Origin of the sequence: Enterococcus sp. AZ084 (genome assembly GCF_051714905.1) — a bacterium.
GTDB classification, from domain to species: Bacteria; Bacillota; Bacilli; order Lactobacillales; family Enterococcaceae; genus Enterococcus_B; species Enterococcus_B pernyi.
Map to the genome: position 1 here is coordinate 2,685,356 of NZ_JBIOSS010000001.1, position 18,926 is coordinate 2,704,281.

Consider the following 18,926-nt stretch of genomic DNA (forward strand, 5'->3'; position numbering starts at 1 on the left):
TCATTCCGTTTCTGTTAGTTCTTGCAACGTTTCTTCTAACCAGCTCATTTGTTGTTCTGTCATCGGTTCATCCACCATTTCGGTAAAGAATGTTTCCGCGAGTTTCTTTGGTTGCTTGATTTCAAGTGTCTGTCGTTTGCTTGTGGAACGATGCCGTCCATTGACACGTTCGACACCAAGTATTCGAGGATAGATTGCTCGTAGTTGGTTCATCATGTTAGGAATAACTGCGCGATCTTTTAAATAAATCTGCAAATAATTTTCTCGGTTGATCGTATGGTAAAAACTTGGGTCTAATAATTCTTTAAAACTAGCAGTTACTTCAGCGATATCATACAAAGGTGTGATTTCTTGAAAATCCAACACCAAGGTGTCAGTTAGATCAACGATCCATACACCTTTTTTCTGATTGATCTCTGAAAGTGAGAATTTAAGTGGCGAACCACTGTATCTAGCATTTTCTTGTTGCAAGGCTGCTTGATTATGAAGATGGCCTAAAGCGACATAATCAAATGGCTCCAATAAACTACCTGGAATCGCATCTAGTCCGCCCACTTCGATTTTTGTTTCTGAATCTGACTTCTTACTCCCTGTCACAAAAAAGTGGCTGACCAGCACCTGCTTTTTGGCAGGATCAAAGGCGAGTTGCATCTGTTCAACTACTTTTTCCATTGCTTGTTGAACCGTGCGGATCGTATCATCTTCAAAATAACTTCTAGCAGAGATTGGTTCAAAATAAGGCAATAAGAAAAATTGAGTATTGTGATAGTCGATAGGTTGGAAAGCTTCAGCAAATCGTGTTTGTAAAAAGAATTTTGTTTGGCTGAACCATTCAGTTCCAGCAGATAATCGAACACTACTATCATGGTTTCCTGAGATAGCAAAAATCGGGAATTTTTCGTTCAGGTTCCAGTCGATCATCAATCGATTGAATATCTCTACGGCTTCTACGGCCGGAATACTTCGATCATAGAGATCACCTGCAATAACGATCGCATCCACTTTTTCCTTTTTCGCAATCGTTAAAATCTCAGATAGTACATGTTCTTGCTCTTTAAGTAAATCGTAGCCCTGCAATTTTTTCCCTATATGCCAATCAGCTGTATGTAAAAAACGCATCTCATCACCTCAAAAAAATATCCTTCTTACTATTATAACACTTCCATCAAGGACATGACAGCTAGAATCACTTATAAAAAGAGAGTTTTATAACAAAAAAAGCGATAAAGAAGCGGTGTCTTAGACCATCCATTTCTTTTATCACTTATCGAATAAAGAACAATTATTCTGTTTCATTCTTTTTTATGATCTCATATTTAAAATCAGGATTTACTTCCTTGTCTAGTTTATCAAACGCAGCTTGTGTGCGTCGTTCGATTTCTGCCATTCCTTCCTTGTCAGTCTTTTTGATATCTGACAAGTCGATTGGTTCACCAAAGCGAACAATCACACGTTTTCGTTTGAATAAATCGCCTAACGTCAGCGGGCCTTGGTACACAGCTGGAACGATTTTTACTTTGGCCATTTTGGCAATCAATGCCATTCCGCCTTTCAACTCGGTCGCATGTCTCGTTCCACTAGGAAACATGATCAATCCTAGATCGGTTGATTTTAGAATCTTGACAGGTGTCTTGATCACACTTGGTCCGGGATTATCCCTTTTGACCGGAAAAGCATTCGAACGTGTTAAAATGAATCGTAAAACAGGGTTTTTGAACAATTCTTCTTTCGCCATAAAACTAAACGATTTAGGTGATGCAGCAACAGCGAGATACAACGGGTCCCACCAAGTGCGGTGTGGTGCAACAAGTATGTAATTCTCGTCTTTGGGTAAGACTTCTTTATTTTCATAACGGGCATTGCCATTGATAACAGCCAAAATCACTTTAACGAGCCCGCGCATAAATCGATAGAACATATCCTCTTCCTTTCTTTACTTCTCGTTCCTATAGTATGCCTAAAAAAGACCGATTTGACAAGTTCTCTTGGTTCTTTTGAACAAAAATAGTATACTACATACGATTAGTTTTTTCATTTGGAGGGAATTAGATGCTTCACGAACATGAACGTATTGACCAATTATATGCAAAAGATATTAAGATTATCCAAAGTTCCCAAGTTTTTTCCTTTTCTTTAGATGCCGTATTGCTTGCTCATTTTGCTCGTGCGCCAAAAACCGGTCAAATCGTTGACCTTTGTTCGGGGAATGGTGCTGTCGGACTATTTTTAAGCAAACAAACACAGGCAAAGATCGATGCAATCGAACTACAGCCACGCTTAGCTGACATGGCTCGACGGAGCATTTCCTTGAATCATTTAGAACAACAAATGACCGTGCATACGATTGACTTAAAAGAAAGTTTATCGGTTGTCACACACAACTCTTGTGACTTAGTCGTCTGTAACCCCCCTTACTTTAAAGGCTTACCTACAAACAAAAAAAATCCAAATGAGCATCTAGCAATTGCCCGACATGAGATCCATACAACGTTGGAAGAAGTGATCCAAATCTCCGGCAAGTTATTAAAAACAAATGGTCGCTTAGCTCTTGTACATCGCCCAGAACGTTTCCTAGAGATTTTGAACCTTATGCAAACCTATCAGATTGCACCGAAACGTGTTCAGTTTGTTTATCCTAAAGTAGGCAAAGAAGCAAATATTTTATTGATTGAAGGAATCAAGCAAGGAAAAGCCGATGGTTTCAAAGTTTCTCCACCTTTATTCACCTATGATACGCAAGGTGAGTATACCCCTGAACTCCGTGAGATGCTTTATGGAGAATAACCATTACTTTTATGTGTTGCACTGCCAAGATAATACGTTCTATGGAGGATATACCACCGATTTGGCTCGTCGTTTACAAGAACATAATAATGGCACAGGCGCTAAATACACACGTCTGCAAAAGAGACGTCCTGTAAAAATGATCCATGCAGAAGGATACGCTACAAGAAGTGAAGCCACGAAAGCCGAAGCCGCGTTCAAAAAACAAACACGCCGGCAAAAAGAAACCTATTTGAAGACACATCCTTCTCTTTCTTTACCTGATCAAACGGAGTAAAAAGAATTCTAGAGAAAAAGAATGCCTCAACGAAAGATCGGAGAACGATTTTCGTTGAGGCACTTTTTTGTAAGAGTTATCCTACTGCTCAGGTCAAAACATTGCTGTCACAACTTCAGTTTTTATTCACTTGCTTGAGTACTATTAGATAAAGTATCGCTCGTACTAGTTGAAGAAGTCTCACTGGTTTGACTTGTCTCAGATTCTTTTGTTCCACCTAATAGTGCTTCACTGACTAGATGGATATAATTCAACATACCATCTGGATTTGGATGGACTTGATCATCATAGAACCATTCACTATGGTCATTACTATAACCATACCAATCGATCACTGTCATATTGTCATATTTCTTTTCCATTTCTGCGAGCATGGCATTGACTTCATTTTGCCAGCGCTTCGTTGGTACGCGGACATTGACCCAATAAACTTTTCGATCCCCGATCGCGCTCATCAAGCTATCAAATTGCGCCTCAGAAAAAGAGCCATTTGTTCCTAACCCAATTAATACCGTATCCTTCAATAGATCTCTATTTTTCAGTTCTTCGATATAAGGAAGGCTTGTGTAGAGTTGACGACCGACATCGCCATCTACGACTACTTGCGGATATAGTTCTTTTAAATCTGCCGCAGCATCTAACATGACTGAATCACCAAATGCAGTCAGCTCTAATTGTTGGGCTTTTTCCCCTTGCGCTTTGGTCAAATCATATTTATCCAAAATCGCTTGGTCAATAGGTGCTACATTATTGCCTTGATTATTCTGACTTTTTTCAGCTAATTTTTTACTTTCAGCAATATTCTTTTGTAATTGCTCTTGGTCGGCTGTCACAGCATTTTTAGGTGCTGTTACGAACCCGACTAATGCAATCGCTACGACTAAGGTTCCAGGGACCACCCATGGCTTTTTCCAACTGAAAATAGGTTTAGTGAACCAGCCTTTGACGACACGAAACGTTTTACTATAATCAAAGCGTGCCAACGGACGTTCAATAAAGCGGTACGACAGTTCACTGATCAATAAAATCAACGTGATTTCAATGACCGTGTGTAATAACACATGATCAGCGATACCTGATACTTTCGCTTCGTAAAAAATCATCACCGGAAATTGGTACAAATAGATCCCATAACTTCGTTTACCGATCCAACTAAAGACCGGATTCGTCAACCAGCGATTCAAGCTCGCACCTGGATGCGCTGTGACTGCCACAAGAACCATACATAAAAGACTGACTAAAAAGAACCCGCCATAATAGATAAAGCTCAAATGGTCATCTAAGAAAAAGAAAAAGAGGATCAACGTGATCAATGAAGTAAAACCCGCTAAATTCAATACTTTCTTTGCTTGTTTAGGAATATTTTTCTTTAATCGCGTACTTGGCCAAACAAAAGCCAATGCACTACCCATCCAAATCGAGAACAAGCGAGTATCTGTCCCATAATACACACGGGTAGGATCGCCATTTGGCGAGTATAGCACCATCATCAAAATCGCTGATGCAATAGCTGTACCCATAATGACATAAAAAATATTTTTTTTCTTACGGACAAATACCATCAGTAATACAAAGATGATCGGCCAGATCAGATAGTTTTGCGCCTCTACTGCTAAGGACCAAATATGGGTAAATGGCGACTCATTTGCAAAACGATCAAAATAGGATAATCCATTATTGATCTGCCACCAGTTATTGACATAGAATAAACTGCTGAGTACAACGCCCCGAAGATTATTCAACAATCCTCGCTGGAATAGCGTAATATATGCTGATGCAGTAATAAGCAAGAAAACGAGCCCAGGATACAGACGTTTCATTCGCCGAACGTAAAATTGCCAAATATTGATTTTTCCATTTTGTTCCCACTCTTGTCGTAAGAGATCGGTAATAAGATAACCTGAAACGACAAAAAATATCGGAACTCCGAGGTAACCACCCTTCATACTTGTTGGCAACAAGTGGTATAAAATAACCCCGATGACCGCTAATGAACGAATCCCATCGAAGCCCGTGATATACCGGCTATTTTTTAATCTTTTTTGTTTTTCCATTCAATATTCCAACTTTTCATAAACTTTTTTCATTCGTAATATACGTGCATTACCAAAAAATAGCAAGCAAAAACTTCATAAAAGTTGCCACTTTATACTATAATCCCATAGTTCATCAAAAAAGAACACATTTTTAAGTAACTTTAACAAAATTTCAAATATAACAAGTTGGCTAATTGTTGCTTGGATAGGGTTTCATTATTTTCTATTATTTTTCGTTGATGGGCGAGAAATAATTGAAAGATATCTACTCTTAACATGGATAAACATCTATGCTACTTAGTTGCAAGCACTCTGTCACTCCTTTTCTATGATCACTTTAAAGACTTCAATAAAGGAAGTTCGCTTTTTGATTTTCTAATTGTAAAATCGTAAACTTCGGTTTCGTTCAATATCTTATCTTTTTGTAGTTTTTTGGTTATGTTATTGCACTCATTTATCATTTTTGTATCAATCAATTATTGTCACTTGTTTTAAGATATATTCTTGCATATGTTTAGCAACCAAGCTAGGAGGAATTTTTTCTAACCAGTCTTGAACAGGTACATAGTCAAGGAAACTACCAATCGTCGTTAGGCCTACATCATCACTAGCCAATTCTACTAATCCAATTTGAATTGCATTGTGGCTATCTAAGATCAGGTTGATCATACTTCATAAATCTTATGAAAGAAGACGCCTATTGCCTGTTGAAATATCGATAGCATAAATGATTATTTTCAATTCCTTAATCGCAACAATCATTTCTGGTATTCTAGCGACAAGAAGATCAAAAAAACACAGCGATAACCAATCAAGTTATCCACTGTGTTTTATCTAACTAGGTTACTAAAATCTAAATCCCATCTTCATAAAAACGTCCGAGAATTTGAACATTTTCCGCAATACTGACAAATGCTTGCGGGTCAGAAGATTTCATTGCTTCACGTAACAAAGGAAGCTCATAGCGAGTAACGATCGTCATTAAGACTGTTTGTTTATCGTGCTTGTACGCACCTTCTGCTTCATTGATGATCGTGATCCCACGACGCATACATTTTTGGATGGCTTCGATCACTGCTTCAGGATGTTTAGTCACGATCATGACTTGCATCTTTTTTTGTTTCGTATAGACGACATCCGTCACCTTACCACTCACAAAAATCGACAAAGCACTATAAAACATATACTGCCAGCCGAAGAGCAAGCCCGCTACGAAAACAATCAGTGCATTGAAATAAATGGAAATCGAACCGATGGATCGACCTGTTTTTTTACGGATCGTAATACTCACGATATCTAATCCGCCAGAAGACAACCCATTTTTTAATGCTAAACCAATACCAACCCCATTGACGGCACCACCGAATATCGCACAAATGATCGGATCAGTCGAAAGAATCGTTTGTGGCAAAAGATGGATACTAAGCGAGGTTAATGTCACAGTGATAAATGTAAAAATCGTAAATTTCTTTCCAAGTTTAAACCAAGCTAAAAAAAATAACGGGATATTCAATAAATATAATGTGGTTGAAACAGGGATTTCAAAACCAATCACTGATTTAGAAAGGGTCGTTAAGATTTGTGCAAGACCGGTTATCCCACTTGAATAGATGTTTCCTGGTTGATAAAAAAAGTTCAATGCAACTGAAGCAATCAGAGCATAGACGATCGACACCGAAAGTTTGGTCGTATAATCATGATACGCCCAATTTTCGAAAGTTTTTTTCATGAAAAAAGCCTCGCTTTATCTGGTATGCCCTTATTATATGATCTTTTAGAATATAATCAAGAGACTTCTTTGAAAAAAAGATTGGAAATTCCAATATAAGAGAAAAAAAGGTTGCTCCAGTGTCACTAGCACGAATCAATCGCGACTTATCAGTGACTCCTTCACAACCTTGGTATTCCTATGAAAATAACTTCTCTTTCTTATTTGTTATTCAACATCTGTAACGTCGATGTTCAATTCAAATAATTGAAGATCAGAAACAGTACTTGGCGCATCACTCATGACATCAGCTGCTTTACCATTTTTAGGGAAAGCAATCACTTCACGAATGTTTTCTTCACCTGCAAGCAACATCACAAAGCGATCAAGTCCCAAGGCAATTCCTCCATGTGGTGGGAAGCCATAGTCTAATGCACTTAATAAGAAACCAAATTGCTCTTCCATTTCTTCTTCAGAAAAGCCTAGTGTTTTTAATACTTTTTCTTGTAATTCTCTTGTATGGATACGTAACGATCCCCCACCTAATTCATAGCCGTTCAAGACGATGTCATACGCTTCTGCGTAGACTTTTGCCGGATCAGTTGCCAATAACTCGACATCGGATGCTTTAGGCATCGTAAACGGATGATGCGCGGAAACATAGCGGCCTTCTTCTGCTGAATATTCAAATTGTGGCCATTCTGTCACCCATAAGAAATTGAATTTTGACTCGTCGATCAAGCCTAATTCTTTTCCTAAGCGGGAACGGATCGCGCCAAGCGTTGCAGCAACGACTTCTTCTTTATCCGCACCAAATAATAAAATATCGCCAACTTCAGCGTTGGTTGCTTCAATCAATGCTTCAGATGCTTCGCCCATGAATTTCGCGATCGGGCCTTTCAAACCATCTTCTTCCACTTTTAACCATGCTAAGCCTTTTGCTCCGAACTGAGTGGCATATTGACCAAGATTGTCTAGGTCTTTGCGAGAATACTTGCTTGCTGCATTTTTCGCATTCAATGCTTTGACCACTCCGCCATTTTCAAGTGCCATTTGGAAGACTTTAAATTCAACGTCTTTCACAACAGTACTCAAGTCGATTAATTCCATGTCAAAACGTGTATCAGGTTTGTCACTTCCATAGCGACTCATTGCTTCATCATACGTCATGCGTGGGAATGGCAAAGTGACTTCGATGCCACGTACGTCTTTCATCACTTTAGCAATCAAACCTTCTGTATACGTTTGGATTTCTTCAGCGGTCAAGAACGTTGTTTCGATATCGACTTGCGTAAATTCTGGTTGACGATCGCCACGTAAATCTTCATCACGGAAGCAACGAACGATTTGATAGTAACGATCAAATCCAGCGTTCATCAATAATTGTTTGAATAGTTGTGGTGATTGTGGCAATGCGTAGAAATGCCCTGCATGGATACGTGAAGGAACTAAGTAATCTCTTGCTCCTTCAGGTGTTGATTTACCTAGATATGGTGTTTCAATATCCAAGAAATCATGGTCATCCAAATAGTGACGGATCGCTTTTGTTGTATCGTTACGCAATTTGATGTTTTTCGTCATTTTTGGACGACGTAAATCAAGATAGCGATATTTCAAACGAATCTCATCACTGATCGTTTGTTCATCCTCAATCAAGAAAGGTGGTGTTTTGGCTTGATTCAAGATAATGATTTCATCCGCGATAATCTCAAATTCACCCGTTGCCATTTTAGGATTGATTGCCAATTCATCCCGATTTTTTACTGTACCTGTCACTTCAATGACATATTCACTACGGCATTTATCTGCGATTTCCCATGCTTCTTTATTGATTTCTGGATTAAAGACAAGTTGAACGATCCCTTCACGATCACGTAAATCGATAAAGATCACGCCACCTAAGTCACGTCTTTTTTGTACCCAACCTTTTAATGTAACTGTTTGTCCTAACTGCTTTTCTGAAACCAGTCCACAGTAAACTGTTCGTTGTGCCATCATTTTTCCTCCTGTTCAGTAGATAATGTCATTTCATCATAGACTTTATCAAAGTGGTCATAAATATCTTCTAGTGCAAAACTTTTCTCTGTACGATTAGCCATTGATTTGACGTTGATCGTTTGATTTGCTAGTTCATCCGCACCAATCACCAAGACCAACTTCGCATCGGCTTTGTCTGCTGTCTTAAATTGTGCTTTGGCTTTACGTCCCATAAAATCACGATCTGCGGAAAAACCAAAATCACGGATTGCTTGAACGATTTTCAATGCTTCGATATTTGTTTCTTCACCTAGTGCGACAACATAAGCATCTAATGAATTCAGTACAGGGACAGCGACTTCCTCTGCTTCCATCGTTAATAGAATACGTTCGATCCCCATCGCAAAACCAAATCCAGGTGTCGCTGGTCCGCCTAGTTCTTCAACTAAGTTGTCGTAACGACCTCCAGCACAGATCGTTGCTTGTGCGCCCATTTTAGGTGCGTCACTCATTACTTCAAAAATCGTATGCGTATAATAATCCAATCCACGAACCATGTTGCTGTCGATTTCGTAAGGTACATCTAACGCATCCAACATGGCAATCACTGTTTCAAAATGCGCTTTTGCTGTTTCACTTAAATAATCTAAGATCGAAGGCGCTTCTGCTACGAATTTTTGATCACGTTTGTCTTTACTATCCAATACACGCAATGGATTTTCATGTAAACGACGTTGTGAATCTTCGCTTAATTCTGCTTCAAACGGTACAAGGTAATCGATCAACGCTTGACGATACGCTTGTCGCGTTTCTTGATCGCCTAAAGAGTTGATCACTAAACGGATTTGACTGATTCCTAATTGTTTGAAGAAGTCTAATGCCATCACCATGCTTTCAACATCCGTCGCAGGATTGTCTGAGCCAAATGCTTCGACACCGATTTGATGGAATTGACGTAAACGACCTTTTTGCGGACGCTCATAACGAAACATTGGTCCCATATAAAATGTTTTGTAAGGTTTTGTATATTCTGGTCCAAATAATTTATTCTCAACAAATGAACGAACGATTGGTGCAGTTCCTTCTGGACGAAGCGTAACATGACGCTCGCCTTTGTCATAAAAATCATACATTTCTTTTGAAACGATATCAGTCGTATCCCCTACACTACGAGCAATCACTTCATAATGCTCAAAAATCGGCGTGCGGATCTCATTATATTGATAATCTTTAAATAATAAACGGGCAGTTTCTTCAACAAATTGCCATTTTTCAGATTCTCCAGGTAAAATATCATTTGTTCCTTTTGGTCTTTGGAAGCTCATCTTTTTCTCTCCTTTTCTTCACGCTATGTAATCAATGCAAACAAAAAACACCCTTGTTCGCCATGAACAAGGGTGAATGATTATTTCATACACGGTACCACCTATATTTGAAAGATTGCTCTTTCCTCTCACGATTAACGCTCGTTTACGGGACGGCTTTGCACGCGTCCATCTCCAGAGTGTCTTTCAGAAACTACTTGTTTTAGATCGCTCTCAGCCACGACGATCCTCTCTTATAAAGCATTTAGTTACTTACTCGCTCTTTCATCGATATTTAGATATTAATTATAACCTACTAAAAACACAGCGCAAAGTCAAGTAGATTCTTATTGATTTCTTTTTCAAAGTCATTTTGATTTAGCTTTTTTTCTTTTTGATTTAGACTAAATAAAAAAGGAGGTAAAAAAATGTCAGAAGTAAAAATTGGTCATTCTCAAGTATATGCCGAAGCAATCGGCTTAGGTGCAAATGCCGTCGGAGGGCACAATCTTTTTTCAGGATTAGCGGATGAAACTGGAAAAGAAGTCGTCAGAGCTGCCTTAGATAATGGCTTGAACCTTATTGATACTGCTTATATTTATGGCGAAGGTCGTTCGGAACAATTGATTGGAGAAGTCTTGCAAGAACCGGCTTATGATCGTTCCCGTATTATTATTGCCACCAAAGCAGCACATCTTCCAGATCAACCGAAAAAATTTGATAACTCTCCTGAATTTTTGAAGAAATCAGTCGATGAAGCGTTAGAACGTCTGCAAACAGATTATATCGATATTTTTTATATCCATTTTCCAGATGAAGCAACACCTAAAAATGAAGCAGTTGCCGCTTTACACGAACTAAAAGAAGCAGGGAAGATCCGTGCTATCGGTGTGTCTAATTTCACTTTAGAGCAATTGAAAGAAGCCAACCAAGACGGCTATGTCGATATCGTACAAGATCAATTCAGTTTGATCCATCGCACAGCGGAAAAAGAATTATTCCCTTACCTCGAAGCTAACGAGATTGGTTTTGTGCCTTATTTCCCACTTGCTTCAGGTTTATTGACTGGCAAGTATGATCTAGAAAGTCCAAAACATTTTTCTGAAGATGATCCTAGAAAGAACAAACCAAACTTTCAAGGTGAACGATATGAACAAATCATCACAGCGGTCGATCAACTCAAACCGCTTGCTGAAAAGTACCAAGCAACTACTGCTCAATTAGTCTTAGCTTGGTATATCGCGCACCCGCGGATTTCATTTGTCATTCCTGGCGCAAAGAAACCCGAACAAGTCGCAGACAATGCCAAAGCTTTGGATATTCATTTATCTTTAGAAGATGCCCAAACAATCGATCAGTTATTCCGAGAGTTTAAATAATACTTAAGAACAGCCACATCAAGAAAATGATGTGGCTGTTCTTTATTATGTACAAGATATTTCAGCATAACCTTAGCTTTTTTTTCATTTCTTCATGTGAGAGACTTTCATCAAGTTTCTGATGATCCTTCATCGCTTCATTATAGATGGCCAAGTCAATTTGTATTTCCAACGTACCTAATATCATCGTTCTGGCTAATTCCGATATTGTCAGTCCTTTCAAATCAGCCATTGCCAACATAAATGCTTTTTCTTCCTCTGATACACGAATTGTAATTTCGCTCATTCCTTCAACCTCCTGTATATTTTTATAGAACGAGGTCGGGAGAGAAGGACTCTAATTACCTAAGAGGCTACTTCTCTGCCCACTACCTAATCGATTCTTACGTAAGAGATAAAAGCGAATGTTACTTTTATCTCTCCCTCACTGAGTAGCCTAAGCTCAAAACCCACGTTACTCTTTATATAACAATCCTCGACTATTTGGATAAGTCGGAAATTGATTGAATGGAATCGTCCAGTCTTGTTCTGGCACAGAAAAGGCAAAACGATTCACTAATTGATCGGAAAAAACGCGTAAACTATGCAACGTGATCCATTCACCTGCGCATCGGTGCATTTTTCGGAAGTCACCGCCACCTTGTGCAATCATCTCATACTCTTCTTCATAAGAGATTTTTTTCGCTTTACCAATATACCGTTTGATCAAAAATGCCTCTGGTGAATCCACTGTCCGTTCATCATGATTTGTTCCATACAAATCTAAGATCACCCAACTGTCTTTAGGAATCCGATAGCCATCTACTTCTACATCTTGCAAAGCAAAGGCGGGTAACATTGGGAAAAATGGGTAATACCGACGCATCTCCTGAATAAAAGGATCTTGCAGTTCCTTAAAATCGTTTTTTAGTTGTTGATAGAGATCTGGTCGGCTGAAAAGAGCATGCCCCATCAACGCCGCCCATACGGTCAATGCCACGGTCGGCCGAATGATATTCAATAATTCTACCGCCGCAATATCCAAAGGCAAAAGATTACCTTTAAGGTCAGTCGCATGCGCAAAAGCATAAAGCGCTACATTTTCTTTTCCGGCTACTGGATTTTCTCGCGCTTCTTCCAACAACTCTTGTGCCCATTTTTCTGATTTTTTCCGATTTTCTACACCTTTAAAATGATCGAGTGGCGAAGTGACTGTCCCACTGATCATAGAGATCTGATAATCTGCCAGTTGGTTGATCTCTTCTTCTGAATAATCCGCTAAGTTGATTCCCGACCATTCACAAATGGCGGTAAAAAGTACTTTTTTACTCAGGTCAAATAACTCAAAAGTACCATGTTGTTGTTCTAATTCATGTGCCAATACTCGATCCAATATTTGATGATAGTCTTCCATTCGCTCTGGCGTCATCAAATCCATAAAAATTGCTTTACGGTGATGATGTTCCGCGCCATCTAAAGACTGCACACCGTCTTTTCCAAATAATGTTTTTTGGACCATTTTAGGCATTGCACCTTCTCGTTTGAAATTTCTTGGATCATAAAAACGCTTCGCTGCCTCTTCTCCATAGATGATCACAGCTTCCTTATTGAATATCTTTGCTTTCACAACAGGTGATTGGGCTTCTTCTCTTAGCTTTCCAAGCATTTTGTAGCCCTCGTTATAGTATTTTTTGATTTCGGTCATTTTGATATCGACCACGGGAATTTCTTGCATGTTTTTTGCTCCTCCTAATAAATAACTTTAGATATTATTAGGATACTCCTTGTACAATAAAACTGACAAAAGAAGTGTTTGAGACGGAACTATACCATTTATTCCTCTTGCGCTGCCTAATCCCAAATAAACGGCTTCCTCATAACTCATTCAAATTAAATAAGATTTCATTATAACGTTCTGTAGCTCTGTCACTCACTTGTCCTTTTTCACAAAAAGATAATTTCCTTAACTTAGGCACCACTCTTTCCACTCGAATCATTCCCTCGTCTACCTTTGAAGTCAGGACATGAAATGCCTCTTTGAAACGTGCGTCTTTTCTAGCGTATTTGTAAAAAGATAAAACATATACATAATAAAATAAATTATAGCTTCTAAAAGGATACTCTACTTGCATGAATAATGTTCCGATTCCATGGTGGCAAGGTCCGATCGGTTGTTTGATCGTCCAATGTGCCAATAAAAATTCCACTGCTCGATCCAACCGTTCATCCTTGTTCACCCCTTCAGAGAAACGAAAAGCATCTAAAGCAGTCAATGTCGTCATCGGTGTAGAAAATTCAGTTTCAGGACCTTTACCATAACTATATTTGTTACACTTCCATCCACCATCTTTTTCTTGGGTATCGAGAAAATAATCAAATGTTTTTTTGATTCGCTTGTCTGTTGCATGATCTAAATAACACAATGTCCGAAGTGCAGCAGCCGTATGGCAAGGGTAGATTGCCCCTTTTGGCGAAACTTTGAATCGTCCATCTTCCCGCCATGCTTCAAATATCAAATTCGCCGTTTCTTGCAAGTATCCTTCTCTAGGTAACACCCCGGCATCTAAAAGATACAATGGGCATTCTAATGTAGTGAACGGGGCTCCTTTGATCAGTTTTTTATCTGGCGTTGCCCAATAATCAAAGCCATTATCATAACGATGTGACAGTATTTCATCTATAGTTGCTTGATTTCCACTAGCCATTGGCAAGCACCTCCTATGATCCATTTTATCGCATCTCAGTACTCATGACGAACAAAAACCGAAAGCGCATTCTAAAATTGGGGATAAAGCAAACAAAAAAGTCTGATTTTGAGAAACTCCATCAAAATCAGACTGATCTTTTTTATTCATTTATCATTTATTTTGAGAATCAATAATGATCGTCACTGGGCCATCATTCACAAGAGAAACCGCCATATCTGCACCAAATTCTCCTGTTTCAACTGTGATTCCTCGTTGTCTTAGCCCTTCGTTAAATGCTTCGTATAAAGGAATCGCTGTTTCCGGACGTGCTGCTGCGATAAAGCTTGGCCGATTGCCTTTTTTTGTGTCTGCAAAAAGAGTAAACTGAGAAATACTCAAAAGCGCTCCTTTGACATCTTCAATGCTTAAATTCATTTTCCCCTGTTCATCTTCAAAGATACGCATCTGTGCGATTTTTTTGATCAAATAATCCACATCTGTTTGCGTATCTGTTTCATGAACACCTAGCAAAATCAACAAACCATGATCGATACGACCAACTTCCTGTTCGTTGATTGACACAGCTGCTTGACTCACTCGTTGGATTACTGCGCGCAAGGTACTACCTCCTAGCCATTCATCCGGCGTACACTATATACATCCGGTACGGTCTTGATTTTATCGACAATACTTTTCAAGTGTGACAAGTTACGTATCCCTACTGTCAAATGGATCGTCGCCATTTTGTCCTTATTCGTCCGTGCTTCGACACTGTTCAGATTTTTAGTCATCGCATTCACTGTCTGCAAGACGTCATTTAACATGCCCGAACGATTATAGCCATAGATCTCTAAATCAGCATCATACTCTTTGTTCGTATTTGAAGTGTCTTCCCATTCAACGTCGATCAACCGTTCTTCCACATTTGGTTTATCCGGTTGGACATTCGGACAGTCTTTACGATGGATCGAGATACCACGTCCTTTGGTGATATAGCCCACGATGTCATCCCCTGGTACAGGATTACAACAACGGCTGATCCGGATCAACAAGTTTTCAACACCTTGGATGACGACGCCACCTTCATGACGAACCTTCATTTTTTCAGGCTCTTTTTTAGGTTGATTCATCAACTCTTCTGCTTCTTGTTTTTGTTGCTCGATTTTTTGTTCTTTCCGCTCTTTTTCAGTCAAGCGATTAGCCATCGTCAATGGACTTACTTCGCCATAACCAATCGCAGCATACATATCTTCTTCTGTTTGAAAATTCAAGCGTTCTAATGCGTCATGTAATTTATTTTTTGAAAGAATCTCCTTTGGTACAAAACCAAGATCCATAATACACTTCACTAAAGCTTCATGACCTTTCGTCACATTCTCGTCTCGATCTTGTCCTTTGAAGAAACGCTTGATTTTATTTCTAGCTTTACTTGTAGCTACTAGTTTCAGCCAATCACGACTTGGTCCAAATGAATTTGGCGAAGTCAGAATCTCGATGATATCGCCATTCTTCAATTTGTAATCTAATTGGACCATTTTCCCATTGATTTTGGCGCCAGTCGTTTTGTTCCCGATATCTGTATGGATACTATAAGCAAAGTCTAACGGTCCTGAACCTTTAGGAAGCTCAGTCACGTCACCTTTTGGAGTGAACACATAGACTTTATCACTAAAGATATCGCCCTTCACACCCTCCATGAATTCAGAAGCATCGTAACTTTCATCTTGCAACTCGATGATCTCATGGAACCAACTTAACTGTTTTGTCATCCCATCTGGTTCGACTTTGTCGCCTTTTCCTTCTTTATACGCCCAGTGAGCAGCTACCCCAAACTCAGCGATTTCGTGCATTTCTTGGGTACGGATCTGGATCTCGACAGGGTTGCCAGCTGGTCCGATAACAGTCGTATGCAACGATTGATACATATTCGCTTTAGGCATCGCGATATAATCTTTGAATCTACCTGGCATCGGTTTCCATTTCGTATGGATCGCTCCTAGTACTGCATAACAATCTTTGATCGAATCCACGATCACTCGGATTGCTAGTAGATCGTAGATTTCATTGAACTGCTTCTTTTGGTCTTTCATCTTACGGTAAATCGAATAGATGTGTTTCGGGCGACCATAGATCTCTGCAAAAATCCCCAATTCTTCCGTTGCTAAACGGATATCCTCCACTGTACCACTGACGTAATTTTCACGTTCTTCTCGTTTTGTTTGCATCAAGTGGACGATTCGATAATATTGCTTCGGATTGAGATAACGCAGCGCCGTATCCTCTAATTCCCATTTGATCCGGCTGATCCCTAAACGATGAGCAAGCGGTGCGTATATTTCCAATGTTTCTTGCGCAATGCGTCGTTGTTTATCTTCCCGCAAATGCTTTAACGTACGCATGTTATGTAAACGATCGGCTAACTTCACCATGATTACACGTAAATCTTGAGCCATAGCTAATAACATTTTGCGATGATTTTCCGCTAGTTGTTCTTCGTGGGATTTATATTTGATTTTACCTAACTTCGTCACTCCGTCCACCAACATTGCCACGTCGTTCCCGAAGGCTTCTCTTAAATCTTCTAAGGTTACTTCTGTATCTTCTACCACATCATGTAAAAAACCAGTGGCAACCGTATGGGGGTCCATTCGTAGATCTGCAAGAATCCCTGCAACTTGGATCGGATGGATGATATAAGGTTCTCCTGATTTACGAAATTGTCCCTCATGTGCAGTGGTCGCGTAGTCACATGCTTTTTGCACAAAAGCGACATGTTCAGGTCCCATGTATTGGCTAACCATCTTAATGACGTCAGGCCCTGTTAATATTTCTTCTTTTGGCATGGGAAACATCCCCCTTTCTATTCATAATCAAAACAGATATTTTTTGTCGTGAGAAAGCATTTTTTTATAGCTTAGGATTAAATAATTGTTCTTATTATACCGATTGTGTCAATGATTTTCAATTCCGTACAAAAGGCAAAATGCCACTTTCACTTTGAGGGATCAAGAAAATAGGAAAATTCATACATTTGTTTTGTAGAAGATCGTTATCCCTGACGATTAACTCGCCTATTACTTGCTAGGTGCTTGTAATTCAAGTTGAAAACTTGCGGCACTTAACAAATACAATGGGGCAGTTTCTGTTCGTAGGATTCTTGGACCAAGGCCACAAAGAATGCCACCTTGTGCTTCAAAATAAGCAACTTCTTTTGGAGATAACCCGCCTTCTGGGCCAAACACTGCAAGGATCCGAGTACCTGGTAAAACAGATTGAAGGATTTTGGCTAAATTAGCAGCTTCCCCTTGTTTTGCTGATTCTTCATATGCAATCAGAAGGACATCATACGAACTGAGCGTCGCATAAAATTCCTTTTCTGTCTCCATTAAAGATACTTGCGGTACGACTTGGCGATGCGACTGCTCCGCCGCTTCCTGTGCAATCTTGATCAATCGTTCTTGCCGCTTCTTGCGTTTTTTGGCATCCCATTTGACGACAGAAGCCGCAGCAGGAAATCCCACAAACCCGTGAGCGCCTAGTTCTGTCCCTTTTTGTACGATCCAATCCAATTTATCCCCTTTAGGATATCCACTAGCAATCGTGATCTTGCATGGCAATTCTTTTTGAACACTTTCTTTCGCCACTTCGACTAAGAAAACTTCATTCTCGTTCATTTCATTGATTTCTGCAATGATCGCGATCTGGTCGTTAAATGCTAAATAGACCTGATCTTTCACTGCCATTCGCATGACTCTTACCATATGGTGATAGGCTTCATCCTCTATTACAAAACGCTCTTGTGGTCGATAAGGCTCATCTAGAAAATATCGTTGCATTTAATCCACCTCAGGCTTTTTTAGCATAATGGCATACCAATCTTTTTGTTGGAACACTTGGTCGACAACAAAACCTTGTTCTTCCATCGCTGCAAGAACCATTTCTTTCTTCTCTTCAATGATTCCAGAAACGATCAACGTCCCAGTTTGTTTTAGTAAACGCCACGCATCAGGGATCATCAACAAAATGATATCTGCCAAAATATTAGCCACGATCACATCGCTCTCGATCTCGATACCTTTCAATAGGTCATTAGCTGACACGTGCACATCTTTTGCTACTTCATTTAGATCCATATTTTCTTTTGCTGAACGCACTGCCACTTCATCGAGATCATACGCATAGACTTCTTTTGCTCCTAAATGCTTCGCCGCAATACTCAACACTCCGGAACCAGTACCGACATCTATAAGCGTTTCTCCACCTCGCAAGGTAGACTCCAGTGCTTGTAATGTCAAAGAAGTCGTTGGATGTGTCCCTGTTCCGAACGCCATCCCTGGATCTAATGTAATGATTTTTTCTAATGGATCATTCGTTTGGTAACTTTCCCAACTTGGTACGACAGTTAGTAGACGTGTGATCCGAACCGGATGATAATATTTTTTCCAAGCCGTTGCCCAATTGCTTTCTTCGACTTCACTCACCGTCACAATGTTCTTACCGATCGCTAATCCAAATTCGGGTAATTTTGTCACACGTTCTTTGATAAAAGGTAAAATTTCCGGTAAAAAGATCGTTTCAGGGAAATAAGCCATCACAATGGCACCCTCTTCAATCGTTGTAAAATCTTCTTTTGTCAGGATTTCTCCATAAGGATCAGATTTAAAATTTTCGACGTCCAATGAATCTTCGATCGCGACACCACTCGCTCCTGCTTCCATTAAAATATTTGCGACTGCTTCAACCGCTTCACTCGCCGTTTCGATTTTGACTTCATTCCATTTCATATACGTTGCTC

General features: G+C 39.6%; 17 protein-coding genes and 1 other annotated feature. Of the genes, 3 read left to right on the forward strand and 14 right to left on the reverse strand.

The features are described 5' to 3' along the window. Together IGI79_RS12140 and IGI79_RS12145 are read right to left on the reverse strand one after the other, a co-directional pair. Nucleotides 1–1,119, reverse strand: coding sequence for an exonuclease SbcCD subunit D (locus IGI79_RS12140; protein WP_195475560.1), 1,119 nt, complete (start codon nt 1,117–1,119; stop codon nt 1–3). A 163-nt stretch (nt 1,120–1,282) separates the two neighbouring features. Beyond that, nucleotides 1,283–1,918 carry a lysophospholipid acyltransferase family protein gene (locus tag IGI79_RS12145; RefSeq protein ID WP_010734236.1) on the reverse strand — a complete coding sequence of 212 codons (636 nt, stop codon included), beginning with the start codon at nt 1,916–1,918 and terminating at the stop codon, nt 1,283–1,285. A 131-nt stretch (nt 1,919–2,049) separates the two neighbouring features. Between IGI79_RS12145 and IGI79_RS12150 the strand changes: the two genes are divergently transcribed. Together IGI79_RS12150 and IGI79_RS12155 are read left to right on the forward strand one after the other, a co-directional pair. Further along, a complete protein-coding gene (locus tag IGI79_RS12150) occupies nt 2,050–2,784 on the forward strand; it encodes a tRNA1(Val) (adenine(37)-N6)-methyltransferase (RefSeq protein ID WP_438846030.1) in 735 nt (244 codons plus the stop codon). Next, nucleotides 2,774–3,061, forward strand: coding sequence for a GIY-YIG nuclease family protein (locus tag IGI79_RS12155; RefSeq protein ID WP_010734234.1), 288 nt, complete (start codon nt 2,774–2,776; stop codon nt 3,059–3,061). Before IGI79_RS12150 ends, IGI79_RS12155 begins: the two co-directional genes overlap by 11 nt. Nucleotides 3,062–3,183: 122 nt before the next feature. Here IGI79_RS12155 and IGI79_RS12160 read toward each other — a convergent pair whose 3' ends face one another. The 5 genes from IGI79_RS12160 to hisS all read right to left on the reverse strand — a co-directional run bounded on the left by IGI79_RS12160 (nt 3,184) and on the right by hisS (nt 10,107). Next, complete coding sequence (locus IGI79_RS12160) at nt 3,184–5,115, reverse strand: acyltransferase family protein (protein ID WP_438846031.1); 1,932 nt, start codon at nt 5,113–5,115, stop codon at nt 3,184–3,186. 450 nt (nt 5,116–5,565) lie between these two features. Beyond that, nucleotides 5,566–5,766: a hypothetical protein gene (locus IGI79_RS12165; protein WP_207463593.1), complete on the reverse strand. Its 201-nt coding sequence runs from the start codon at nt 5,764–5,766 to the stop codon at nt 5,566–5,568. 184 nt (nt 5,767–5,950) lie between these two features. Beyond that, on the reverse strand, nt 5,951–6,826 hold the full coding sequence (locus tag IGI79_RS12170; RefSeq protein ID WP_010734230.1) for a YitT family protein: 876 nt from the start codon (nt 6,824–6,826) through the stop codon (nt 5,951–5,953). A gap of 207 nt (nt 6,827–7,033) precedes the next feature. Further along, a complete protein-coding gene (gene aspS / locus IGI79_RS12175) occupies nt 7,034–8,800 on the reverse strand; it encodes an aspartate--tRNA ligase (protein ID WP_438846032.1) in 1,767 nt (588 codons plus the stop codon). Beyond that, entirely contained in the window at nt 8,800–10,107 is a 1,308-nt protein-coding gene (gene hisS, locus IGI79_RS12180; RefSeq protein ID WP_438846033.1) for a histidine--tRNA ligase, read from the reverse strand. Before hisS ends, aspS begins: the two co-directional genes overlap by 1 nt. A gap of 65 nt (nt 10,108–10,172) precedes the next feature. Then, nucleotides 10,173–10,384: a binding site (T-box leader), on the reverse strand. A 130-nt stretch (nt 10,385–10,514) separates the two neighbouring features. On the opposite strand from hisS, the gene IGI79_RS12185 reads away from it, so the two are divergent. Next, complete coding sequence (locus IGI79_RS12185; RefSeq protein ID WP_023520427.1) at nt 10,515–11,465, forward strand: aldo/keto reductase; 951 nt, start codon at nt 10,515–10,517, stop codon at nt 11,463–11,465. A gap of 61 nt (nt 11,466–11,526) precedes the next feature. On the opposite strand, the gene relB is transcribed toward IGI79_RS12185, so the two are convergent. The 7 genes from relB to prmA form a co-directional block, all read right to left on the reverse strand. Continuing rightward, complete coding sequence (gene relB, locus IGI79_RS12190) at nt 11,527–11,751, reverse strand: type II toxin-antitoxin system RelB family antitoxin (RefSeq protein WP_066025830.1); 225 nt, start codon at nt 11,749–11,751, stop codon at nt 11,527–11,529. Nucleotides 11,752–11,919: 168 nt separating this feature from the next. Then, the gene (locus tag IGI79_RS12195; protein WP_065096636.1) at nt 11,920–13,179 is read right to left on the reverse strand and encodes a cytochrome P450; all 1,260 of its coding nucleotides are present in this window, start codon (nt 13,177–13,179) and stop codon (nt 11,920–11,922) included. 139 nt (nt 13,180–13,318) lie between these two features. Next, entirely contained in the window at nt 13,319–14,149 is an 831-nt protein-coding gene (locus tag IGI79_RS12200) for a prenyltransferase (RefSeq protein WP_195475551.1), read from the reverse strand. Nucleotides 14,150–14,302: 153 nt separating this feature from the next. Next, on the reverse strand, nt 14,303–14,749 hold the full coding sequence (gene dtd, locus IGI79_RS12205; protein ID WP_104776313.1) for a D-aminoacyl-tRNA deacylase: 447 nt from the start codon (nt 14,747–14,749) through the stop codon (nt 14,303–14,305). Nucleotides 14,750–14,760: 11 nt separating this feature from the next. Beyond that, nucleotides 14,761–16,974, reverse strand: coding sequence for a RelA/SpoT family protein (locus IGI79_RS12210; protein ID WP_010734222.1), 2,214 nt, complete (start codon nt 16,972–16,974; stop codon nt 14,761–14,763). A gap of 231 nt (nt 16,975–17,205) precedes the next feature. After that, nucleotides 17,206–17,967 (reverse strand): 16S rRNA (uracil(1498)-N(3))-methyltransferase, encoded by a 762-nt coding sequence (locus tag IGI79_RS12215; RefSeq protein ID WP_195273354.1) that lies wholly within the window; start codon nt 17,965–17,967, stop codon nt 17,206–17,208. Further along, nucleotides 17,968–18,915, reverse strand: a complete 948-nt coding sequence (gene prmA / locus IGI79_RS12220; RefSeq protein ID WP_195273355.1) for a 50S ribosomal protein L11 methyltransferase — start codon at nt 18,913–18,915, stop codon at nt 17,968–17,970. Nucleotides 18,916–18,926 lie beyond the last annotated feature (11 nt).